At 68.0% G+C, this 23,187-nt stretch carries 21 protein-coding genes; 7 read left to right on the forward strand and 14 right to left on the reverse strand.

Annotation, left to right across the window (positions count from 1 at the left end; all coding sequences use genetic code 11):
* Positions 1 to 35: 35 nt before the first annotated feature.
* The 5 genes from JHW45_RS07490 to JHW45_RS07510 form a co-directional block, all read right to left on the reverse strand.
* Entirely contained in the window at positions 36 to 479 is a 444-nt protein-coding gene (locus JHW45_RS07490; RefSeq protein ID WP_419181843.1) for a cell wall hydrolase, read from the reverse strand.
* Positions 480 to 588: 109 nt separating this feature from the next.
* Entirely contained in the window at positions 589 to 1,689 is a 1,101-nt protein-coding gene (locus JHW45_RS07495) for an AI-2E family transporter (protein ID WP_272860256.1), read from the reverse strand.
* A gap of 69 nt (positions 1,690 to 1,758) precedes the next feature.
* The gene (gene gyrA, locus JHW45_RS07500) at positions 1,759 to 4,455 is read right to left on the reverse strand and encodes a DNA gyrase subunit A (RefSeq protein ID WP_272860568.1); all 2,697 of its coding nucleotides are present in this window, start codon (positions 4,453 to 4,455) and stop codon (positions 1,759 to 1,761) included.
* 152 nt (positions 4,456 to 4,607) lie between these two features.
* Positions 4,608 to 5,093, reverse strand: coding sequence for a disulfide bond formation protein B (locus JHW45_RS07505; RefSeq protein ID WP_272860257.1), 486 nt, complete (start codon positions 5,091 to 5,093; stop codon positions 4,608 to 4,610).
* Positions 5,090 to 5,668 (reverse strand): YqaA family protein, encoded by a 579-nt coding sequence (locus JHW45_RS07510; RefSeq protein ID WP_272860258.1) that lies wholly within the window; start codon positions 5,666 to 5,668, stop codon positions 5,090 to 5,092. Before JHW45_RS07510 ends, JHW45_RS07505 begins: the two co-directional genes overlap by 4 nt.
* Before the next feature lie 187 nt (positions 5,669 to 5,855).
* Between JHW45_RS07510 and ypfJ the strand changes: the two genes are divergently transcribed.
* Positions 5,856 to 6,701: a KPN_02809 family neutral zinc metallopeptidase gene (ypfJ, locus tag JHW45_RS07515; RefSeq protein WP_272860259.1), complete on the forward strand. Its 846-nt coding sequence runs from the start codon at positions 5,856 to 5,858 to the stop codon at positions 6,699 to 6,701.
* A 147-nt stretch (positions 6,702 to 6,848) separates the two neighbouring features.
* Here ypfJ and JHW45_RS07520 read toward each other — a convergent pair whose 3' ends face one another.
* Entirely contained in the window at positions 6,849 to 7,034 is a 186-nt protein-coding gene (locus JHW45_RS07520; RefSeq protein ID WP_272860260.1) for a hypothetical protein, read from the reverse strand.
* A gap of 68 nt (positions 7,035 to 7,102) precedes the next feature.
* Here JHW45_RS07520 and JHW45_RS07525 point away from each other — a divergent pair, with 68 nt between their 5' ends.
* Positions 7,103 to 7,573: a type II toxin-antitoxin system RatA family toxin gene (locus JHW45_RS07525; RefSeq protein WP_272860261.1), complete on the forward strand. Its 471-nt coding sequence runs from the start codon at positions 7,103 to 7,105 to the stop codon at positions 7,571 to 7,573.
* A gap of 18 nt (positions 7,574 to 7,591) precedes the next feature.
* Positions 7,592 to 7,948, forward strand: coding sequence for a DUF4870 family protein (locus JHW45_RS07530; RefSeq protein WP_272860262.1), 357 nt, complete (start codon positions 7,592 to 7,594; stop codon positions 7,946 to 7,948).
* An 83-nt stretch (positions 7,949 to 8,031) separates the two neighbouring features.
* On the opposite strand, the gene metK is transcribed toward JHW45_RS07530, so the two are convergent.
* From metK to JHW45_RS07570, 8 genes are all read right to left on the reverse strand, one after another.
* Complete coding sequence (metK, locus tag JHW45_RS07535) at positions 8,032 to 9,210, reverse strand: methionine adenosyltransferase (RefSeq protein ID WP_272860263.1); 1,179 nt, start codon at positions 9,208 to 9,210, stop codon at positions 8,032 to 8,034.
* A 4-nt stretch (positions 9,211 to 9,214) separates the two neighbouring features.
* Positions 9,215 to 10,621: an adenosylhomocysteinase gene (gene ahcY / locus JHW45_RS07540; protein WP_272860264.1), complete on the reverse strand. Its 1,407-nt coding sequence runs from the start codon at positions 10,619 to 10,621 to the stop codon at positions 9,215 to 9,217.
* Between the two features lie 230 nt (positions 10,622 to 10,851).
* The gene (locus tag JHW45_RS07545) at positions 10,852 to 11,559 is read right to left on the reverse strand and encodes a hypothetical protein (RefSeq protein ID WP_272860265.1); all 708 of its coding nucleotides are present in this window, start codon (positions 11,557 to 11,559) and stop codon (positions 10,852 to 10,854) included.
* A gap of 318 nt (positions 11,560 to 11,877) precedes the next feature.
* Positions 11,878 to 13,698, reverse strand: coding sequence for a translational GTPase TypA (gene typA, locus JHW45_RS07550; protein WP_272860266.1), 1,821 nt, complete (start codon positions 13,696 to 13,698; stop codon positions 11,878 to 11,880).
* A 124-nt stretch (positions 13,699 to 13,822) separates the two neighbouring features.
* On the reverse strand, positions 13,823 to 14,740 hold the full coding sequence (locus JHW45_RS07555) for a glutaminase (protein WP_272860267.1): 918 nt from the start codon (positions 14,738 to 14,740) through the stop codon (positions 13,823 to 13,825).
* Between the two features lie 76 nt (positions 14,741 to 14,816).
* A complete protein-coding gene (locus tag JHW45_RS07560; protein WP_272860268.1) occupies positions 14,817 to 14,951 on the reverse strand; it encodes a hypothetical protein in 135 nt (44 codons plus the stop codon).
* Positions 14,952 to 14,996: 45 nt separating this feature from the next.
* Positions 14,997 to 15,752: a hydroxypyruvate isomerase family protein gene (locus tag JHW45_RS07565; protein ID WP_272860269.1), complete on the reverse strand. Its 756-nt coding sequence runs from the start codon at positions 15,750 to 15,752 to the stop codon at positions 14,997 to 14,999.
* An 8-nt stretch (positions 15,753 to 15,760) separates the two neighbouring features.
* Entirely contained in the window at positions 15,761 to 16,309 is a 549-nt protein-coding gene (locus tag JHW45_RS07570; protein WP_272860270.1) for a DUF1285 domain-containing protein, read from the reverse strand.
* A 64-nt stretch (positions 16,310 to 16,373) separates the two neighbouring features.
* On the opposite strand from JHW45_RS07570, the gene JHW45_RS07575 reads away from it, so the two are divergent.
* The 4 genes from JHW45_RS07575 to JHW45_RS07590 are packed head-to-tail and all read left to right on the forward strand — an operon-like array spanning position 16,374 to position 23,176.
* Complete coding sequence (locus JHW45_RS07575) at positions 16,374 to 17,381, forward strand: AAA family ATPase (protein ID WP_272860271.1); 1,008 nt, start codon at positions 16,374 to 16,376, stop codon at positions 17,379 to 17,381.
* A gap of 7 nt (positions 17,382 to 17,388) precedes the next feature.
* On the forward strand, positions 17,389 to 18,258 hold the full coding sequence (locus tag JHW45_RS07580) for a DUF58 domain-containing protein (protein ID WP_272860272.1): 870 nt from the start codon (positions 17,389 to 17,391) through the stop codon (positions 18,256 to 18,258).
* A complete protein-coding gene (locus JHW45_RS07585) occupies positions 18,258 to 21,011 on the forward strand; it encodes a DUF4159 domain-containing protein (protein ID WP_272860273.1) in 2,754 nt (917 codons plus the stop codon). Before JHW45_RS07580 ends, JHW45_RS07585 begins: the two co-directional genes overlap by 1 nt.
* On the forward strand, positions 21,008 to 23,176 hold the full coding sequence (locus JHW45_RS07590) for a hypothetical protein (RefSeq protein ID WP_272860274.1): 2,169 nt from the start codon (positions 21,008 to 21,010) through the stop codon (positions 23,174 to 23,176). The genes JHW45_RS07585 and JHW45_RS07590 overlap by 4 nt, the downstream gene beginning before the upstream one ends.
* The last annotated feature ends 11 nt before the right edge of the window (positions 23,177 to 23,187 follow it).

A 23,187-nucleotide genomic window follows, 5' to 3' on the forward strand; every position in this document is an offset into this window, starting at 1 on the left:
GCGCTGGCGCCGGCGCGGGTCCGGCCACCCGCCTCTCAGCGTTTTTCGTAGAAGGCGTTGCCGCCCGCGACCAGCACATAGTGCATGTTGTCATAGGGAAAGCGCAGCCCGGCGGTGTGGAAGAACTGGGCGTTGGCGATGCGCGGATGGCGTTCGCCGCGCAGCACCGCGAGGGCGGCCTGACGGACCAGCGGCCGCGAGCGGTCGTTCATCTTGCGGCTCATCACGCCGGGGGCGAACTGGTTCTTCTGGGCAACGACCCCGCAGACCGAGTTCGGAAAGCGGCTGGACCGGACCCGGTTCATCACCACGTTGCCGACCGCGATCATGCCTGCGCGGTCGGAGCGATTGGCCTCGAAATAGATCGCGCGTTCCATGCATTCCAGTTCGGAATGACGGCCGCCCGTGCCGCAGCCTGTCAGCATTGCCAGCGCCACCGCGCACAGCGCCGCGCGCCGTCCCGTTATCGGAAATCCCATCTGCCTGCCCCTTGTTGCCGCCATTCGCGGCGTTCTTGTTGCCCGTGGATACAAGACTAGCAAAGCCGGGGGGCCGGCCGCAACGGCGGCCTGCGCCGGCAGGCAGGGGTCACGCCACCAGCGAGGGGGGCCGGGCCTGTTCGTCGTCGCCGCTGCCGTCGTCGGGCAGCCCCTCGCGCGACAGCAGGACGGCGACCGGGCGCAGCCAGGGGATATGGGCGCAGACGATCATCAGCGCGACCATGATCGGGACCGCCAGGAACATCCCCGGCACGCCCCAGACCGCGCCCCAGAAGGCAAGGCTGAGGATGATGCCGAAGCTGGACAGGCGCAGCGTCTGGCCCAGAAGCATCGGGTCCAGCACGTTGCCGATCACGAACTGCACCAGCGTGCAGGCGATCCCGACCAGCAGCGTCAGCGTCGTGTCGCCGCTGAGCACGAAGACCAGGATCGCGGCGATGGCCGTGGCGACGATCGAGCCGACCGAGGGGATGAAGTTCAGGATGAACGTCATCAGCGCGACCGCGCCGGCCAGTTCAAGCCCGGCAAGCCGGAAGATCACCCAGACCGCGCTGGCCGTCACCGCGCTGACGCCGGTCTTGACGACCAGATAGCGGTTCACCCGGTGCATGATCGACGAGATGATGCGCCGCACCTGCGCCGCCTGCGCCGGATCGCCGGTCAGCCGCTCGATCTTGGCCGGAAACCAGACCTGTTCGGCGAACATGAAGCCGACGAACAGGATCACCAGCACGCTGCCCGACAGCACGCCCGACGCCTGACCCGCCAGCGACCGCATCCAGCCGGTGATGTTGAAATTGGCCAGCGCGGTCATCATCCGTTCCTGCGCGTCCGGCCCCAGCCATTCGGTCAGCGTGGGCAGCGCCGCCTGCGCCTGTTCGGCATAGGCGATGGCGGTAAAGACGACCTCGTTCACCTGGGTGACGATGGTGGTCGAGACCCATAACAGCCCCAGCGCGATGGCGATCAGCGCCAGCGTCGTGGCCAGCCAGTTCGGCACCCGCAGCCGCGACGAGATCGCGAAGATCGCGTCCGAGGTCAGCGAGAACAGGATGATCGCGATGGCCAGCGAGATCAGGATGAAGCGCGCCTGCACCAGCATGAACAGCAGCAGTGCAAACGCGATGATGCCCAGAAACCCGGTCTGAAGCCGTTCGCGCAGTACCGCATCGCCTGACTGGTGATCCAAAGGTTTCCCCGTCGCTTTCACCCGATTCGGGGCGGCGCGGATCGTCGTCCGGCCGCCCGTCGATTGATCCTAACCGTCCGTGCCGTCGCTGTCGCCGATTTCGGCATTCGCCTGTTCGGCGATCCGGGCCACGGACACGACCACCTCGCCGTTGGCGGTATTGAACACCCGCACGCCGCCGGCGCTGCGCGAACGGAAGCTGATACCCTCGACCGGCACCCGAATCGACTGGCCGGTGGACGTCGCCAGCATGATCTGGTCGTCCATCTCGACCGGGAAGCTGGCCACCAGCGGACCGCCGCGCATGGCCCGGTCCATCGCCATCACGCCCTGGCCGCCGCGCCCGCGCACCGGATAGTCGTGGCTGCTGCTGATCTTGCCCGCGCCCTTGGCGGTGATGGTCAGGATCAGGTCCTCGGCCGCCGACATCTGCGCATAGCGTTCCTGCGAGATGCTGCCCTCGGCCACCGCCTCCTCGTCCTCGTCGGCCTCGGCGCCGTCGTCCAGCGCACCGGCCACTGCCCGGCGCATCTTCAGATAGGCGGCACGCTCGGCCGGATCGGCGTTGAAATGGCGGATCACCGACATGCTGACCACCTTGTCGCCGCTGGCCAGCCGGATGCCGCGCACCCCGGTCGAGCCGCGGCTTTGGAACACGCGCACCGCCGTCGTCGGAAAGCGGATCGCGCGTCCCTGCGAGGTGAACATCATCACGTCGTCATCCTCGGTCGCCATGCGCACGCCGATCAGGCTGACGCCCTCGGGCAGCTTCATCGCGATCTTGCCGTTGCGCATGATGTTGGTGAAATCCGACAGCGCGTTGCGCCGCACATCGCCCTGATCGGTCGCGAAGATGACCTGATAATTGTCCCACTCCGCCTCGGGCGCGTCCATCGGCAGCAGCGCCGCGATCGAGACGCCGGGTTCGATCGGCAGGATGTTCACGATCGCCTTGCCCTTGGCGGTCCGCCCGCCAAGCGGCAGACGCCACGTCTTCAGCCGATAGACCATGCCGTCGGTGGTGAAGAACAGCAGTTCGGTATGGGTGTTGGCGACGAACAGCGTGGTGACGACATCGTCTTCCTTGGTCGCCATGCTGGACAGACCCTTGCCGCCGCGCCGCTGCGCGCGGAATTCGGCCAGCGCGGTGCGCTTGATATAGCCGCCCGAGGTGATCGTCACGACCATGTCCTCACGCTCGATCAGGTCCTCGTCCATCATGTCGCCGGACCATTCGGTGATCTCGGTCCGGCGCGGCACCGCGAACAGTTCGCGCACCTCGCGCAGCTCGTCCGAGATGATCGCCAGAATGCGTTCGCGCGAGGCGAGGATCGCCAGATAGTCGCGGATGGCGTCGGCCAGGGTCTGCAACTCGTCCGTGACCTCCTTGACGCCAAGCTGGGTCAGGCGTTGCAGGCGCAGTTCCAGGATGGCGCGGGCCTGGGTTTCGGACAGGTTATAGGTGCCGTCGTCGTTGACCGGATGCAGCGGATCGTCGATCAGGCGCAGATATTCGACGATGTCGTGGGCGGGCCAGCGCCGTTCCATCAGCCGCTGCCGCGCCTCGGCGGCATCGACCGAGCTGCGGATCGTCGCCACGACCTCATCGACATTGCTGACCGCGACGGCCAGACCGCACAGCACATGGCTGCGTTCCCGGGCGCGGCGCAATTCATGCGCGGTGCGGCGGGCCACCACCTCTTCGCGGAAGCTGATGAAGTAGGTCAGGAAATCGCGCAGCGTCAGCTGTTCGGGCTTGCCGCCGTTCAGCGCCAGCATGTTGCAGCCGAAATGGGTCTGCATCTGGGTAAAGCGGAACAGCTGGTTCAGCACCACCTCGGGCGTGGCGTCGCGTTTCAGTTCGATCACCACGCGCACGCCTTGACGGTCGGTCTCGTCCTGCACACCCGAGATGCCCTCGATCCGCTTTTCCTTGGCCAGTTCCGCGATCCGTTCGATCATCGTGGACTTGTTCACCTGATAGGGAATCTCGTCGATGACGATGGCGAAACGGTCCTTGCGCGGCTCCTCGATATGGGTGCGGGCGCGGATGATGACGCTGCCGCGCCCTTCCAGATAGGCCTTGCGCGCGCCCGACCGGCCAAGGATCAGCGCGCCGGTGGGAAAGTCGGGGCCCGGAATGATCTCCATGATCCGCTCGGACGTCAGGTCGGGGTTCTCGATCAGGGCCAGCGTGGCGTCGATGACCTCGCCCAGATTATGCGGCGGAATGTTCGTGGCCATGCCGACGGCGATGCCGCCCGCGCCGTTGACCAGCATGTTCGGAAACCGCGCCGGCAGCACCGTCGGTTCGCGGTCCTTGCCGTCGTAATTGTCCTGGAAATCGACCGTGTCCTTGTCGATATCGGCCAGCAGGAAATTCGCCGGCTTGTCCATCCGCACTTCGGTATAGCGCATCGCGGCGGGCGGATCGCCGTCCATGGAGCCGAAATTTCCCTGCCCGTCCAGAAGCGGCAGCGACATCGAAAAATCCTGCGCCATCCGCACCAGCGCGTCATAGATCGCGGCATCGCCGTGCGGGTGATACTTGCCCATCACGTCGCCCACCGGCCGGGCCGATTTGCGATAGGGTTTGTCGGCGGTGTTGCCGGTCTCGTTCATCGCGTACAGGATGCGGCGATGCACCGGCTTCAGCCCGTCGCGCAGATCGGGGATCGCGCGGCTGACGATCACCGACATGGCGTAATCCAGATACGAGGTGCGCATCTCGGACGAAATGTCGATGACGGGCCCGTCGTGATGCATCACGACGCGGGCCGTCCCCCCGCTTCCGTCATCGGGATCGGGGGTTTCGGGCAGATCGTCTTCGGGGGTGTCAGCCACGGGATTTCCTCAACATCTTGTTGGGCTTCGGTATAGCCGACAGGGATGCTGGGGGCAATCTTGCGCCCGGCTTTTTACGCCTTGCGCGGCCCGTCCGCGGCGCGTGTGGCGGCCAGTCCCCAGATCACGGCCAGCGCCGCCGAAAAGACCGCGTTCCAGCCCGCCATCGACAGCCCCAGAAACGACCACGCCACCTCGTCGCAGCGCACGACGGCGGTGCCTTGCAGCCGTTCCAGCGCGGCGCGCGGCGACAGTTGCGCGATGTCGCCGACCCCGCCGGAACAATGCGCGGGCCCGGCCCACCACCCGATCTCGACCCCGGTGTGATAGAATGCCAGCCCCGCCGCCACCGCCGCCGCGACCATTCCCAGAACCGCGAACAGCCGCACCCGGCCGGTCAGCCACAGCAGCACCGCGATGGCCACGGCGGCCACATGCGGCCAGCGTTGCAGGATGCACAATTCGCAGGGCACATAGCCCGCCGCCTGAAACCCCAATGCGCCGATCAGCAGCGCCGCCGATCCGGCCCCGGCAAGAACGCCGTATTCACGTCCCGTCATAGATACCTCAAAGCGATGAAACCCCCGATCAGGGCAACCATGAACAGGGTGAAGACCAGGCCCAGCCGCTCCTCGATGAAGATGCGGATGGGCGGGCCGAACCGCCACAGCAGACCGGCGACGATGAAGAACCGCCCCGCCCGCCCCAGCACCGAGGTCAGCAGAAACAGCGGCAGCGGCAGCCCGACCGCGCCCGAAAAGATCGTGATGACCTTGAACGGGAACGGCGTCAGCGCCGCGAACAGCACCGCCCAGCCGCCATATTCGGCAAATCTGGCCGCCAGATCCTGCCATGCCGCCTGCTTGCCATAGGCGGTCAGCACCCATTGCCCGACCGTATCCATCAGCGCAGCGCCGATCCAGTATCCCAGAAGCGCGCCCAGCACCGACCCGGCGGTTGCGACCAGCGCGATCGCCATGGCACGCGCCCGCTGCGCCAGCACCATCGGGATCATCAGCACATCGGGCGGGATCGGAAAGACCGAGCTTTCGATGAAACTGACCCCGAACAGGGCCGCCATGGCATGACGATGGGCCGCAAGTCCCATGGTCCAGTCGTAAAGCCTGCGCAGCATGGGCGTCCCTTCCTGTTCCCGTCGCCGTGGATGGACCGGCCTTGGCACGCGGTCAAGCGCCTGACGCGGGCTTCGCGCGGCCGTGAACGGCGCGGCCCCGCCACCAAGGCGGGAACCGGGCGCGGTTTCGCCGTGTTTGCCTGAAGACCGGCGCCTTCGGCGCGGACAGGACAAGGGTGCTGACGGCATGCAGTGGCGAGGCAGACGCGGAAGCGGCAATATCGAGGATCGGCGCGGCATGGGCCGGGCCGGGGCCGGGGGGATCGGCATTGCGGGGATGCTGGCCGTGCTGGCCTTCGGCTATTTCTTCGGCATCGACATCACGCCGGTGGTGCGGGGCATCGACGGCAACCGGCCGCCAGAGAACGCGCCGCTGTCGGAACGCGACCGGCAATACGGCGATTTCGTGTCGGTCGTCCTGGCCGACACCGAAGAGGTCTGGAGCGCGGTTTTGCCGCAACAGGCCGGGCGCGACTATGTCGATCCGACGCTGGTGCTTTACAGCGGCGTGGTGCAATCGGCCTGCGGCGGGGCATCCTCGGCCATGGGTCCGTTCTACTGCCCGAACGATCAGAAGGTCTATCTGGACACCGATTTCTTCGATCTGATGGCGCAGAAGATGGGGGCAGGCGGTGATTTCGCCTATGCCTATGTGATCGCCCACGAAATCGGCCACCACGTCCAAAACCTGACCGGCACGCTGCAACAGGTGAACGCCGCCCGCAGCCGCGCAAGCGAGACGGATTCGAACCGCCTGTCCGTGCTGACCGAGCTTCAGGCCGACTGCTATGCCGGGATCTGGGCGCGGCAGGCCGATCAGCGATTTGGCACGCTGGAAGAGGGCGATCTGCAAGAGGCCATCGCCGCCGCGCAGGCGGTCGGCGACGATGTGATCCATTCAAGCGCCGGTCGCACCCCGATGCCCGACAGTTTCACCCATGGCAGCGCGGCGCAGCGGCAGGAATGGCTGATGCGCGGCTTCCGCTCGGCCGATATGGCGCAATGCGACACGTTCGGTCGGGCGCGCGGATGATCCGGCCCTGACCGGCCTGAAACGGAGGATGAGATGATGACCGTTCTGTTCCTGCTGACGATCCTGATGGCCGCCGCCGTGGCCCTTGCGGCACCGGCGCGGCGGCCGCACCGGGTCACCGCGCGCCCGCCCCGCGCCTGAGTTGCATCAGCGCGGCAGACGCATGCCGCGCCCGTGATCCAGCGTGGCCCATTCCGGCCACCAGCCCAGTTTTTCCAGCACCACCAGCCCGATCGCGAAGGCCACGATCGCCAACACCAGCCTGACCATCCGCGCGCTTGGCGGATGGCGGGCCCATTTCGAGGCGCGAATCAGCCAGATCAGGTTGTTCATTGCCCGCTTGCCCTGCTATCCAGTCGCGGCAACAGACAACGCCATGCGCCGAAACTCAAGAGCCCCCCTTGCCCCATCACCAGGACAGCCGCGATCTTCCCTATTCAGCCCGGCAGATGCATGACCTTGTCGCGGATGTCGAACGATATCCCGAATTCCTGCCGTGGAACAGCGCGGCGCGAATCCGGTCGGACACGGTGCGCCCGGATGGCGCGCGCGAAATCGCCGCCGATCTGGTCATCAGCTTCAAGGTCTTTCGCGAACGCTTCGGCAGCCGTGTGGTGCTGTGGCCGGCCGACCCCGAGACCGGCGCGCTGAAGATCGACACCGAATATCTGGACGGCCCGTTCAGATACATGCGCAGCGGCTGGACCTTCACCGACGGGCCCGGGGGCGGCTGCCATGTCGAGTTCTTCGTGGATTTCGAATTCCGCAACGCGATCCTGCAAAAGCTGATCGGCGTCGTCTTTCACGAGGCGATGTCCCGTATCGTCCGCGCGTTCGAGGAACGCGCCCGCGCCCTCTATGGCCGTCCCTGACCCCGGAAAGGAACCCCGATGTCCCTCACCGACCCGCAACCCGCGCCCGATCTGACACCCGCCAAGATCGTTTACGGGCTTTACGCCGTGGGCTATGCCGTGGCGATCACGGCGCTGGCCGGCGTCGTCTATGCCTATCTGTCGCGGGGCAGGGACGCGCTGCTGGACAGCCATCTGACCTTCCAGATCCGCACCTTCTGGATCAGCCTGGCCATCGCGCTTCTGGCGATGGTGACGATGATCGTCGGGATCGGGTTCCTGATCTGGGCGTTTCTGGCGGTCTGGGGCCTGATCCGGGTAATCTCGGGCTTTCTTCTGGCCAATGACGGCAAGCCGGTCAGCGGCACGAAATACTGGGGCATGATGGCGTATTGACGCGCCCGCGCCTCGCCCTCTTTGACAAATACCTCGGGGGGCGTCGCGGAACGCGACGGGGGACAGCGCCCCCCTTCTTCGCCTCAGCCCAGGGCCGACCGCAGCGCCTCGGCCCGGTCGGTGCGTTCCCAGCTGAACGCCGTCGCACCCGCCAGCGCATAGGGGTCGCGCCCGAAATGGCCATAGCTGGCGGTCGGGCGATAGATCGGGTGCAGCAGGTCCAGATCGCGGATGATCGCGAAGGGGCGCAGGTCGAACACCTCGCGCACCGCCGCCACGATCCGGTCGTGATCGACCGTCTCCGTGCCGAACGTGTTGAGGCTGATCGAGGTCGGCCGCGCCTCGCCGATGGCATAGCTGACCTGGATCTCGCAGCGTCGGGCCAGACCGGCGGCGACGATGTTCTTGGCAACCCACCGCCCGGCATAGGCGGCCGAACGGTCCACCTTGGACGGGTCCTTGCCCGAAAATGCGCCGCCGCCATGCCGCGCCATGCCGCCATAGCTGTCGACGATGATCTTGCGCCCGGTCAGGCCGCAATCGCCGACCGGGCCGCCGATGACGAACTTGCCGGTTGGGTTGATGAAGTATTTCGTGTCCGCCGACAGCCATTCGCCGGGCAGCACCGGCTTGATGATCTCCTCGATCACCGCCTCGCGCAGATCGGCCAGCGCGATTTCGGGGTTGTGCTGGGTGGACAGCACGACCGCGTCGATGGCCTCGGGCCGGCCGTCGCCGCCATAGCGCAGCGTCACTTGCGATTTCGCATCCGGGCGCAGCCATGGCAGCGTGCCGTCGCGCCGCACCCGGGCCTGACGTTCGACCAGACGATGCGCATAGGTGATCGGGGCGGGCATCAGCACGTCGGTTTCGTCGCTGGCATAGCCGAACATCAGCCCCTGATCGCCCGCGCCCTGATTTTCCAGCGTGTCGCGGTCGACGCCCTGATTGATCTCGGGCGATTGCTTGCCGATGATGTTGATGACCGAACAGGTCGCCCCGTCAAAGCCGACATCGGACGAGGTATAGCCGATATCGTTGATGACCCCGCGCACGATGGATTCCAGATCCACCCAGGCCGATGTCGTGATCTCGCCCGAGATGATGGCGACGCCCGTCTTGACCATCGTTTCGCAGGCAACGCGGGCGCGCGGGTCCTCGGCCAGGATGGCGTCAAGGATGGCGTCGCTGATCTGGTCGGCGATCTTGTCGGGATGGCCCTCGGACACGGATTCCGAGGTGAACAGCGAATATTCGGTCATGGGATCAATACCGGTAATGATCTGATTTGAAAGGCCCGTCCTGCGCCACGCCGATATAGTCGGCCTGCTCGCGCGACAGTTGTGTCAGCTTGACCCCGATCTTGTCCAGATGCAGACGTGCGACCTTTTCGTCCAGCGCCTTGGGCAGGATATAGACGCCGGGCTTGTAGTCGTCGCCGTTCGCCCACAGCTCGATCTGCGCCAGCACCTGGTTGGTGAAGCTGGCCGACATCACGAAGGACGGATGCCCGGTGGCGTTGCCCAGATTCAGCAGCCGTCCCTGCGACAGCAGGATGATCCGGTTGCCCGACGGCATCTGGATCATGTCTACCTGGTCCTTGATGTTGGTCCATTTGTGGTTGCGCAGGGCGGCAACCTGAATCTCGTTGTCGAAATGGCCGATATTGCCGACGATGGCCATGTCCTTCATCGCCCGCATATGTTCCAGACGGATCACGTCCTTGTTGCCGGTAGTGGTGATGAAGATGTCGGCGCTGTCGGCCACATCCTCCAGCGTCACCACCTCGAACCCGTCCATCGCGGCTTGCAGCGCGCAGATCGGATCGACCTCGGTCACCTTCACCCGCGCGCCCGCGCCGCGCAAGCTGGCCGCGCTGCCCTTGCCCACGTCGCCATAGCCGCAGACGACCGCGACCTTGCCGGCCATCATCACGTCGGTGGCGCGGCGGATGCCGTCGACCAGCGATTCCTTGCAGCCGTATTTGTTGTCGAACTTGGACTTGGTGACGCTGTCGTTGACGTTGATCGCGGGGAAGGGCAGCAGCCCCTTCTTGTGCAGATCATAGAGGCGGTGCACGCCGGTGGTGGTTTCCTCGGACACGCCGCGGATCGCGTCGCGCTGGCGGGTGAACCAGCCGGGGCTTTGGGCCAGACGTTTGCGGATCTGGGCGAACAGCGCCTCTTCCTCTTCGCTTTGGGGGGTGGCGATCAGGTCTTTCTCGCCATTCTCGACCCGCGCGCCCAGAAGGACATACAGCGTCGCGTCACCGCCATCGTCCAGGATCATGTTGGCGGTGCCGTCCGCCTCCCCGTCGCCCGCGAAGCGGAAGATGCGGTCGGTATAGGACCAGTATTCCTCAAGCGTCTCGCCCTTGACGGCAAAGACCGGCACGCCGGTTTCGGCAATGGCCGCCGCGGCGTGGTCCTGGGTGGAATAGATGTTGCACGAGGCCCACCGCACCTGCGCGCCAAGCGCCGTCAGCGTCTCGATCAGCACGGCGGTCTGAACGGTCATGTGCAGGCTGCCGGCGATGCGCGCGCCCGACAGCGGCTTGCTGTCGCAGTATTCCTCGCGCAGGGCCATCAGCCCCGGCATTTCGGTTTCGGCAATATCCAGCTCCTTGCGGCCATAGGCGGCAAGGTTGATGTCTCGGATGATGTAATCGGTCACGGAATCCGGTCTTTCGTCGTTCTGGGGTCGGACCGGTGATAGCCCAAGCGATATGAAACGGAAAGTGCGTTCGGGATCGCCAGATTCTGCGCCATCGTGACAGGATCGAAACGGCCTGTCGCGGGGTCGATGAAGCTGCGGCAGGACCCCAGACCTGCCGCAGCCCGGAAAGCCGACCAGGCGGGCCGTCTTTCCAACCGTCGCGTCCCTTTCGCCTTGCCGGCCGGCGGTCAGGGCCGCGGATCGGGGCGGCGGATCGAGCCTCTGGCGATCCGCCGGACGAAATCGTGCAGGGCCAGTTTCGCGGCCTCCATCGGCGGCAATTCGGGATACCACTCGCCCATGCGCTGATCGACCACCATGCGCGCCAGCCCATAGGCAAAGGTCCGCGACGACAGGACCATCAGGCGGATATCCTCATCCGGGGGCAGATGCCCGGCATCCTGCGCGCGTTCCAGCATCCGCGTCATCAGTTCCGACAGCGAGTTCAGATAGCGGCGCAGCTGCGGGGTGCCAAGCGTGTCCAGAATGTTCTGGTCCGACAGCATCTTGAACTGCATCGCATAGGTGTCGGCCCATTCGATATATGCCTCGCCCAGAGAACAGAACTGCCCGACCGCATCTTCGGGGTCCACCTTGACGACCGATTTGACGCAGGTGTCCATCAGCCGCACCAGCGCAAGCTCTCCGGCGGCGATCAGCACCGCCTCGGCATCGGGAAAGATCTTGGCGACATTCTCGACCGGCTCGTCCAATGCGGCGGCGATCTCGTCCATCCGGGGCCGAACGGCCTGCCGTTCGCGCAGCAGGTCCAGCGCCGCGGCGATGGTCCGTCCGTGAAGCCCGACACCTTCGCTGGCGTCGTGATGCGGGGTCACTGCGCGCGGCCCGTCAGGGCGCGCAATGCCATCCGTCTCCGCAGGCGCGGCGATCGGCATGGGAAATCCTTTCGTGAAGTTCTGCAGTCGGCCGCCATCCGGACAAGAGGAACGTCCCGCCGCGACAGGATCGCGGGCACGAGGATCGCAAGCGGGCGCGCTGCGCGCCGGCGACATGGCGGACCGGACAGGCGCAGACAGCCGCGCGCGGGTTGCGCGCGGACGTCGTTCGGCCGGTCTGTCAGCGGGGTCATCGAACGCTGCTCCGTCATGGGTGGCATGACGACGTTAGCACGAAGAAGAACCGCGGCGAAACGAGACAATCGGTCAGGCGGGATTTTTTCCGCCTGAACCGGTCGGTCTTGCCACTTCCGGGGCTCAGTCCCCGGCGCGGGCCTGCCGCTTGCGTTCATGCGGGTCCAGAAAGCGTTTGCGCAGGCGGATGTTGCGCGGCGTCACCTCGACCAGCTCGTCGTCGTTGACATAGGCGATGGCCACCTCCAGCGACAGCCGCACCGGCGGGGTCAGGCGCACCGCCTCGTCCGTGCCCGAGGCGCGCACGTTGGTCAGCTTCTTGCCCTTCAGCGGGTTCACTTCCAGATCGTTGTCGCGGCTGTGTTCGCCGATGATCATGCCCTGATACACCTGTTCCTGCGCGCCGATGAACATCTTGCCACGCTCTTCCAGGTTCCACAGCGCATAGGCGACGCTGACGCCGTCCTCCATGCTGATCAGCACGCCCTGCCGGCGGCCCTGGATCGGCCCCTTGTAGGGCGCCCAGCCATGAAAGATGCGGTTCAGCACGCCGTTGCCGCGCGTGTCGGTCATGAATTCGCCGTGATAACCGATCAGCCCGCGCGACGGGACATGGGCGACGATCCGGGTCTTGCCGACGCCGGCCGGCCGCATGTCCACCATCTCGCCCTTGCGGTCGCCCGTCAGCTTTTCGATCACCACGCCGGTATAGTCGTCGTCGACGTCGATGATGACCTCTTCGACCGGCTCCATCCGCTGGCCGTCGCGGTCCTGAAAGATCACGCGCGGGCGGCTGATCGACAATTCGAACCCCTCGCGGCGCATGTTCTCGATCAGGACGCCCATCTGCAATTCGCCGCGCCCCGACACCACGAAGGCGTCGCCGCCCGGCGTGTCCTCGACCTTGATGGCGACGTTCGATTCCGCCTCTTTCATCAGCCTTTCGCGGATGACGCGCGACTGCACCTTGCTGCCGTCGCGCCCGGCCAGGGGCGAATCGTTGATGCCGAAGGTGACGCTGATCGTGGGCGGGTCGATGGGCTGCGAGGGCAGGGCGGTTTCGACCTCGGGGGCGCAGATCGTGTCGGCGACGGTCGCCTTGGCCATGCCGGCCAGGGTCACGATATCGCCCGCCTCGGCCAGGTCGATGGATTGCTGGGTCAGGCCGCGAAACGCCAGGATCTTGCTGATGCGGAACTGTTCGATCCGCTGGCCGTCGCGCGACAGCGCCTTGACGGTGTCGCCGGCGCGGGCGCGCCCGGCCTCGACCCGTCCGGTCAGCAGACGGCCCAGGAAATTGTCGGCGCCAAGCGTCGTGGCCAGCATCTGGAACGGCTCGTCCACACGCGCGATCTGGGCGGGCGGCGGGACGTGGCGCAGGATCATGTCGAACAGCGCCGACATGTCCTTGCGCGGGCCGTCCAGTTCCGTATCCGCCCAGCCCCCGATGCCCGAGGCGTAAAGATGCGGGAAATCAAGCTGTTCGTCGCTGGCGTCCAGATTGGCGAACAGGTCGAACACGTCGTTCAGCGCGTGATCGGGTTCGGCGGCGGGCTTGTCGACCTTGTTCAGCACCACGATGGGCCGCAGCCCAAGCGCCAGCGCCTTCGAGGTGACGAACTTGGTCTGCGGCATCGGGCCTTCGGCGGCATCGACCAGCAGGCAGACGCCATCGACCATCGACAGGATGCGTTCGACCTCGCCGCCGAAATCGGCGTGACCGGGCGTGTCCACGATGTTGATGCGGGTGCCTTTCCATTCCACGCTGGTCGCCTTGGCCAGAATGGTGATGCCGCGTTCGCGTTCGATGTCGTTGCTGTCCATGGCGCGTTCGGCCACGGCCTGATTTTCGCGGAAAGAGCCGGATTGCCGCAGCAGCTGATCCACCAGCGTCGTCTTGCCGTGGTCAACATGGGCGATGATGGCGATGTTGCGAGTATCCATGAAACCTTCCGTGCATTTCGCGGCTGCCCTAACGAAGTGACGGCGGAATGACCAGACGCAATCGCGTGCGCCGACCCGGCAGGGCCATGCGACGCAGCGACGGGTCGTGTTGTCGGCTTCGCCTTCAGCCGAAGACCGACCAGCCCATGTGTTGCGCCAGCCTTTCGGCCGCCAGCGTCGCCATCTGCGAGTTGCCATAGACGTTCAGCCCCGGCGACCAGATCGCGACCGAGGCGCGCCGGGGCGCGATCAGCAGGATGCCGCCGCCGACCCCGGACTTGCCCGGCAGGCCGACGCGGAACGCGAAATCGCCCGAGCCGTCGTAATGGCCGCACAGCATCATCAGCGCGTTCAGCCGCCGCGCCTTGGCGGGCGCGATCACCGACGGCGCGCCGGGCAGCCCGGCGATCGCGCGGCCGGCGCGGGCCAGTTGCACACAGGTCATCTCGATGGCGCAATGGTGGATATAGGTGCCCAACGTCTCTTCCGGCGCATTCTTCAGATTGCCGAAGGATTTGAGATAGTTGACGAGTGCCGCGTTGCGCCAGCCGGTCTCGGTCTCGGACTGGGCCACGGTCTTGTCGATATGGATGTCGTCGTCTTCCGCGGCGGCGCGCAAGAAATTGATGATTTCGGACAGGGTGTCGCGCGGCGTCCGCCCGGTCAGCAGCTCATCGGTGGTGACAAGCGCGCCGGCGTTGATGAAGGGGTTGCGCGGGCGGCCATGTTCCCGCTCCAGCAGCAGGATCGAATCGAAACGCGCGCCCGAGGATTCCCGCCCGACGCGCGTCCAGATCTGTTCGCCGATGCGGCCCAGAACGCAGGCCAGCGAAAACACCTTCGAGATGGACTGGATCGAGAAACGCTTGTCCGCATCGCCCGCCGTCACCACCGATCCGTCCGCCAGGGCCACGGCGATGCCGAACTGGGCCGGGTCGATCCGCGCCAGTTCGGGGATGTAGTCGGCCGGCGCGCCCCAATCGCCGTCGGCACGGATTTCGCGGTCCAGCCGGATTAGGAATCGCCCCAGATCGGTCGTCATGTCGCCTCGTCCCCTGCGCAGCCGCGCGCGGCAGGCTTTCGCCGGCGGGGCGCGCAAGGGCGGGGTCGGACGCCGCTCAGCGCAGACCCAGGAAGGACAGGATGAACAGCACGACCACGATCAGGCCGACGATATAGATGATGGAATTCATGGAAGATTCTCCTTGCTGGTATGGTCCGGCGATCGCGGCCGACATCTTGTGGATGGACAACGATCTGATCCGGGTCCGGTTCCCGCCGCAGGATCGTGCCGCGCGTCAAGGTCGCGGCAGCCAGTCCAGCCCGGTCTCGGTATGGCGGGCGGGGTTGTATTCGGCGCTGATCCAGCCGCGATACCCGCCATCCTCCAGCGCCGCGAAAAACGCCGGATAGTCGATGTCGCCCATCGAAGGTTCGTGCCGGCCGGGCCAGCCGGCGATCTGGACATGGCGGACCAGCGGCGCGACGCGCTGCCATGCGGCCATCACGTCGCCCTCGATCATCCGGGCGTGATAGGCGTCGAATTGCAGCCCCAGATTGGGCGCGTCGATCTGCGCGATGATGTCCGCCGCCAGATCGAAATCCGACAGGAAGTAGCCGGGAAAATCGGTCCGGTTGATCGGCTCGATGGTCAGGCTGGCATGGGGGGCGCGCTGCACTGCCCAGGCCAGATTGGCGATCAGCGTCGCGCGGGCCTGCGCGCCTTCGGCGACGCCCGACATCACATGGATATGGCGCGCCCGCAAAGCCTGCGCAAAGCGCAGCGCGCGGTCGAAATCGTGGCGGAACCGGTCTTCCTGACCGGGCTGGGCGGCGAACCCGCGCGGCCCGCCGGCCCAGTTCGGCGGCGGCGTGTTGATCAACACCATCTCCAGCCCGGCCGAGACCGCGGCCCGCGACAGTTCCCGCGCCGGGATGTCATAGGGAAACAAGATCTCGACGCCCTGAAACCCCGCGTCGGCTGCGGCCGCGAACCGGTCCAGCATCGGCAGTTCGGTGAACAGCATCGTCAGATTGGCTGCAAATCGCGCCATTGCCCCTGTCAGACCTCCAGCGGAAAGAACTGGCCGCAGGACCGGACGCCCGCGCGCCCGTCCGGGCCTTCGTCGGCGGCGGCGGCCAGACGGTAAAATGTCTTGCGGTCGATCAGCGCCTCAAGCCCGGCGCGGACATGGACATAGGGGCGGGGGCGGTCCGCATCGCCGCGCACGACGATGGGATGGTCCGCGTCCGCCACCACCTCGTCGCCCACATTGGTGACGAAGGTGATCCGGTCCGCGTCAATTTGGGCATCGGTGGCGATGAAGGGCGCGTCCTCAACCCGGATGCCGACCTTTTCGACGGGCGTGACCAGGAAGAACCTGTCACCCTCGCGCTTCAGGATTGTGGAAAACAGCCGCACCATCGCCGGGCGCCCGATGGGCGTGCCCTGATAGAACCATGTGCCGTCGGCGCGGATCTGCATGTCCAGATCGCCGCAGAAGGGCGGGTCCCACAGATGCACCGGCGGCAATCCCCCCTCTTTCGCGGCCTTGCCGGCCGCCCGGGCGATGCCCTCGGCACTCACGCTTTTGTCACTGTGATCGGCCATTCTGTGTGGTCGCCCCCTGCCGAGTTCCTTATGCTTCGGTGTAAAGCAGCAGAAGGGCATTGTCATGGCTTCGGATGAAAATCTGGTGCACGAGGTCGAGGCGCTGGCCGGACGGCTGGCAGACGCGCGCGCCAGCATCGAGGGACGTTTTGTCGGCCAGCACGCGGTGGTCGAACAGGCGCTGGCCGCGATCCTGTCGGGCGGACATGCGTTGCTGGTGGGTCAACCGGGACTGGGCAAGACGCTGCTGGTCGATGTGCTGGCCACCGTCATGGGGCTGGACAGCCAGCGCATCCAGTTCACGCCCGATCTGATGCCCGCCGATATCCTCGGTTCCGAGGTGCTGGACGTGCTGGCCGACGGCACCCGCGCCTTCCGCTTTATCGAGGGGCCGGTCTTCACCCAGCTTCTGATGGCCGACGAGATCAACCGCGCCAGCCCGCGCACCCAATCGGCGCTGTTGCAGGCGATGCAGGAACGCGAGGTCACCGTCAGCGGCCAGCACCGGCCATTGGGCCGCCCGTTCCACGTGCTGGCCACGCAGAACCCGATCGAGCAAGAGGGCACCTATCCGCTGCCCGAGGCGCAGCTGGACCGGTTCCTGTTGCAGATCGACGTCGATTATCCCGACCGCCAGACCGAACGCGACATCCTGCTGGCCACGACCGGGATCGAGGACGGCGCCGCGCACGCCATTTTCGACGCCGGCGAGCTGATCGCCGCGCAGCGGCTGATCCGGCAGATGCCGGTGGGCGCCACGGTGGTCGAATCGATCCTGGATCTGGTGCGATCCTTCCGCCCCGGCGCGGACGAGGCGTCGGGTCTGGTCGCCGATACGCTGGTCTGGGGGCCGGGGCCGCGCGCGGCGCAGGCGCTGATGCTGGTCACGCGCGCGCGCGCCGTGCTGAACGGCCGTTTCGCGCCCACGCTTGAGGATGTCGAGGCGATGGCCGCGCCGGTCCTGCGGCACCGCATGGCGCTGTCCTTCGCCGCCCGCGCGCGCGGCGAGACCGTCGATGCCGTCATCGACCGCGTCGCGGCCGAGCGTTCCGGCAGCCGGCAGGCCGCATGAGGTCATCTTGAGGTCCAGCCCCGCCGAACTTCGCGCCCGCGCCGACGCCGCCAGCGCCCATCTGCCGGGGCTGGTGCTGTCGGCCGAACGGCTGGCCGCGATGGTCGCGCCGGGCGCGCATGGGCTGCGCCGCGCCGGTCCGGGCGAGGATTTCTGGCAGTATCGTCCCGCCCATCCCGGCGACACCGCGCGCAGCATCGACTGGCGCCGCTCGGCCCGGTCGGATGCGCAGTTCGTCCGCGACCGCGAGGCGCAGACTGCGCAGGCGGTGGCGCTGTGGGTCTCGGCCGGGCAGGGCATGGATTACAGCGGCGCGCCCGACCGCCCGTCCAAGCGGCACCGCGCCGATCTGCTGGCGCTGGCGCTGGCGATGGTGCTGCTGCGCGGGGGCGAAAAGGTCGGGCTGCTGGATCAGCCGCCGCGCGCGGGCCGGGCGCAGGCCGACCGCATCGCGCAGGGGCTGACCATGGCCGCCGCCGCGCCCGACGACAGCGACGCGCCCTCGGCCGATCTGCTGCGCCCGAACCGGCGGGTGGTGATCCTGTCGGATTTCCTGACCGATCCGGCATGGGTGCAGACGCTGCTGGCGCGCGCCGGCGCGCTGGGGGTGCGGGGGGTGCTGATGCAGGTGCTGGACCCGGATGAGGAGAACTTCCCCTATTCCGGTGCGGTGCTGTTCCGGTCGCTGACCGGGCGCGTGCGCCATGACAGCCGCGATGCGGCGGGGCTGCGCGACGCCTATCTGGCGCGGCTGGCCGAACGCCGCGACTGGCTGCGGGCGCAGGCGCAGGGCGCGGGCTGGACGTTTGGGCACCACGCCACCGACCATGCCCCGGCGCTTGCGCTGGGCTGGCTGTATCAGGTTCTGGGGGGCTGATGCTGGTTCTGGGTCCGCTTGGCTTTGCCGCGCCCTGGGTGCTGACCGCGCTGGCCGTCCTGCCGCTGCTGTGGCTGATCCTGCGGGCGATGCCGCCCAGCCCGCGCCGCGTTTCCTTTCCCGGCGTCGCGCTGCTGCTGGGGCTGTCCGACCGTACGCCCGAGGCGCGGCGCACGCCGTGGTGGCTGCTGTTGCTGCGGCTGCTGGCGGTCGCGGCGCTGATTTTGGCCTTCGCCGGGCCGGTGTGGAAACCGGTGGTGCGGGAACGGGCGGACGGGCCGCTGCTGGTGGTGATGGATGCGGGCTGGGCGGCGGCACCCGGCTGGGCCGCGCGCCAGACCCGCGCCGAACGCGCCCTGTCCGAGGCCGCGGCGCAGGGCCGGCCGGCCGCGCTGCTGCTGGCCGACGGGCAGGGCGGGCCCGGACCGCTGCGCTTTGCCGCCGCCGACACGTTGCTGGCGGGGCTGCGCGCCGCGCGCCCGGTGGCGTGGCCCACCGCGCTGCCCGACGATCCGCAGGCGGCGCTGGCGGAACTGCCCGACGGTCGGCTGTCCACCCTGTGGATCGCGGACGGGCTGGATCACCCCGGCCGGGCAGAATGGCTGTCGGCGCTGCGCGACCGCGGGGCCGTCACCGTCGTGCCGCCCGCCCGCGCCCTGCGCACGCTGAGCCTGGATGAGGGCGACACGCCGTCGCTGACATTGCGCACGACCGACGACGCGGCGGCGGCGATCTTGGCGATCGGCCCGGACCCGCAGGGCATCGAACGCGATCTGGCCCGGCTGGTCCCCGGCGCGGCGCGGACCGAGGGCGGGATCGCGACCCGGCCCGTCGCGCTGGACCTGCCGCCCGAACTGCGCAACCGCGTCACCCGCTTCCAGATCGAGGCCGAGGATCATGCCGGCGCCGTCGTGCTGGCCGACGACCGGGTCAGGCGGCGCAAGGTCGGGCTGGTGGGCGATCCCGACCGTCAGGCCGAAGGCCAACAGCTTCTGTCGCCGCTGTATTACCTGCGCCGGGCGCTGGCCCCGACCACCGATCTGGTGGAAGGGGGGCTGGGCGACGTGCAGAACGCCGCGCCCGATGTCATCGTCGTCGCCGATCAGGTCGAGATGGCCGAGATCGGCGAACTGGCCGAATGGGTGAACGAGGGCGGTCTGCTGATCCGCTTTGCCGGCCCGCGCATGGCCGGATTCGACGGCCTCATTGACGAGCCGCTGCTGCCCGTGGCCCTGCGGCAGGGCGGGCGCGATATCGGCGGCGCGCTGAGCTGGGGCGATCCGCGCGGGCTGGCGCCCTTTGACGGCGACGGCATCTTCGCCGGGCTCAGCGCGCCCGAGGATGTGGCGATCCGCGCGCAGCTGATGGCGCAACCCGCGCCCGAACTGGCCGAACGCACCATCGCCGCCCTGTCTGATCGCACGCCGCTGGTGACGCGCGACCGGCTGGGGCAGGGGCAGATCGTGCTGTTCCACGTCACCGCGAACGCCGAATGGTCGAACCTGCCGCTGTCGGGCCTGTTCGTCGAGATGCTGGACCGGCTGATCGCCACCGCCCGGGTCTCGGCCGTGGATGAGGCGGCGGACGACCGCGAACAGCCGTTCTGGACGCCCGAAATCGTGCTGGACGGGTTCGGACGCGCCGCCCCCGCGCAGGGGCTGGCGCCGCTGCCCCAGGCCGATCTGGCGCTTGGGCCGGGGGTGGGGCGGCCGGCGGGCATCTATGCCGCGGGCGAACGGCGCGTCGCGCTGAACGCCGGGGGCGACTTCACGCTGGCCGAATGGCCGGGGGCAACGGTGGAAAGCGCCGCGCAGGCGCCCGGCCGCGATCTGAAGGGCGTGCTGATCGCCGCCGCCGCGCTGATCCTTGCGCTGGATGCGTTGGGATCGGCGGCGCTGGCGCGGGGCGGGCGGGTCGCGGCGGTGCTGCTGGTGGCGCTGATGGGCATGACCGGCGGATCGCGCGCGATGGCGCAGGATCTGAACCCCGAACTGATCCGCGCGGCCGACGAGGTCGCGCTGGCCTATGTCGAGACCGGGGACGAGGAGGTGGACCAGATCTCGTACGAGGGGCTGCGGGGGCTGTCGCTGTCGCTGCGCCAGCGCACCTCGGTCGAGCCCGGCGCGCCGGTGGCGATCGACCTGGACCGCGACGATCTGTCGGTGCTGACCTTCCTCTACTGGCCCGTCACCGCCGACCAGCCCGCGCCGTCGCCGCAGGCCTATCTGCGGCTGAACCATTTCCTGCGCTCGGGCGGGATGATCCTGTTCGACACCCGCGACGGCGACGTGGCCGGGGTCGGCGGGCCGGACATGTCCGACGCGCTGCGCCGTCTGGCCGCCCCGCTGGAGGTTCCGCCGCTGGCGCCGGTGCCCGACGATCACGTCCTGACCCGCAGCTTTTACCTGCTGGCGGATTTTCCGGGCCGCTGGAAGGGCAATCCGGTCTGGGTCGAGGCGCCCCCCGCCGGGGCCGAGGCCATCGAGGGCGTGCCGTTCCGGCAGCTGAACGACGGCGTCAGCCCGGTCGTGATCGGTGCCAACAGCTGGGCCGAGGCCTGGGCGGTCGATGACAACGGCTTTCCGACCTTTCCCGTCGGCCGCGGGTGGGAGGGAGAACAGCAGCGCGAGATGGCGTTTCGTTTCGGCATCAACCTGGTGATGTATGTGCTGACCGGAAACTACAAATCCGATCAGGTCCACGTGCCCGCGCTGCTGGACCGTCTGCGCGTGGAAGAGGAGCTTGGCCCATGATCGCCGACGCCGCCGCGCTGCGCTTCGATCCGTTCCTGCCATGGTGGGTGGTGATCGCGCTGGCGGGGCTTGCCCTGCTGGTCGCGGGGTTCGCGCTGTGGCGGGGTCTGCGCGGATGGGCGTGGCGCGGTCTTGCCGGGCTGGCCGCGGCGCTGGCGCTGGCCGGCCCCGCGCTGGAAATCGGCAGCCGCGCCGGGCTGAGCGATATCGTGGTGCTGGTGGACGACCGCTCGGCCAGCCAGAACCTGCCGGAACGCGCCGGCCAGACCGACGCCGCCATCGACGCCCTGTCGCGGCAGATCGCGGATCTTCCCGACACCGAACTGCGCCGCGTGACGGTGGGCGACGATCCGGACGGCACGTTGCTGGCCACCGCCATCGCCCGCGCCGTCGCCGCCGAACCCGACGCAAGGCTGGCCGGGGTAATCGCGGTGACGGACGGGCAGATCCACGACCCCGCCATGCTGCCCGCCGCGCTGCCCGCGCCCTTCCACGTCCTGCTGACCGGGCGTCCGCAGGACTGGGACCGCCGGCTGGTGATCGAGGAAGCCCCGGCCTTCGGCCTGATCGACCAGCAGGTCCAGATCCGCCTGCGGATCGAGGATCAGGGCGCCGTGCCGCCCGCGATGCAGGGCCGGTCGGTCAATCTGCGCATCACCGTCGATGGCGAGGATGAACAGGTCTTCGCGGTCCCGGTGGGTCAGCCGCTGACCCTGCCGCTGACCCTGGCCCATGCCGGGCAGAACGTCGTCCAGATCGCCCTTGACGCGCCCGATCCCGGCGATGGCGAGGACGAGTTGACCGACCGCAACAACAGCGCGGCCATCAGTATCAACGGCGTGCGCGACCGGCTGCGCGTCCTGCTGGTCTCGGGCGAGCCGCATGCCGGCGAACGGACCTGGCGCAACCTGCTGAAATCGGATGCGGCGGTGGATCTGATCCATTTCACCATCCTGCGCCCGCCCGACAAGTCGGACGGCGTGCCGGTGAACGAATTGTCGCTGATCGCCTTTCCCACGCGCGAACTGTTCCTGCAACGGATCGACGATTTCGACCTGATCATCTTCGACCGCTATCGCGTGCGCGGCATCCTGCCGCCGGATTATTTCCAGAACATCGTCCGCTATGTCCGCGATGGCGGCGCGATCCTGGTCGCCGCCGGACCCGAGATGGCCAGCGTCGAAAGCCTGAACCTGTCGCCCTTGGGTCCGGTCCTGCCCGCGCGGCCGACCGGGCGGATCATCGACGACCCCTTCACGCCGCAACTGACGCAGGACGGGCGCCGGCATCCCGTGACCGCCGGCCTGCCCGACGCCCCGGATGACGAGGGGGAGGGCGGATGGGGCCGCTGGCTGCGCATGGCCGAGGTCGACCCCGATCCGGCAGCGCAGGTGGCGATGACCGGAGCCGAGGGCAAGCCGCTGCTGATCCTGAAACGCGAGGGCGAGGGGCGGGTCGCGCTGCTGACCTCGGATCAGGTCTGGCTGTGGGGTCGCGGCTTTGAAGGCGGCGGCCCGCAGCTGGAAATGCTGCGCCGCATCGCGCATTGGTCGATGAAGGAACCCGAGCTTGAGGAAGAGGCGCTGCTGGCCGATGTCTCGGGCGGGATGGATGTCCGCTTTACCCGCCGCACCATGCAGGACAGCGCCGGACCGCTGGTGATCACCCGCCCGGACGGCGAGACCGAGGAACTGGCCCTGACGCAGGCGGGGCCGGGCCGGTTCGCGGCCGACTGGACCGCGCCGGAACCGGGGCTGTACCGGTTGCAGGACGGCGATCTGCGCCGGGTGCTGGCGCTTGGCCCCGCCGCGCCGCGCGAGTTCGAACAGACCGTGGCCAGCGGCGAGGCGCTGTCGCCGCTGGTCGAGGCGACGGGCGGCGCGGTCGTGCGGCTGTCGGATGGCGTGCCCGATCTACGCACCGTGTCCGCGGGCCGCAGCGCGCATGGGCGCGGCGTCGCCCGCGACTGGATCGCGATCACCCCGCGCGAGGCCGCGACCGTCACCGGGCTGGAACGCCGCCCGCTGCTGCCGGGCTGGGCCTGGCTTGTCCTGATCGCCGGGCTGATCCTGACCGGCTGGCTGTCCGAGGGACGCGCCGGACGCCGCAATACGGGCAGCGGCGCGCCGCCGAACCCCGCGCCCGGGCCGCAGGCGGGCGGCTGACAAGCTTGCCA

This window comes from Paracoccus stylophorae (assembly GCF_028553765.1).
Taxonomy (GTDB): domain Bacteria; phylum Pseudomonadota; class Alphaproteobacteria; order Rhodobacterales; family Rhodobacteraceae; genus Paracoccus; species Paracoccus stylophorae.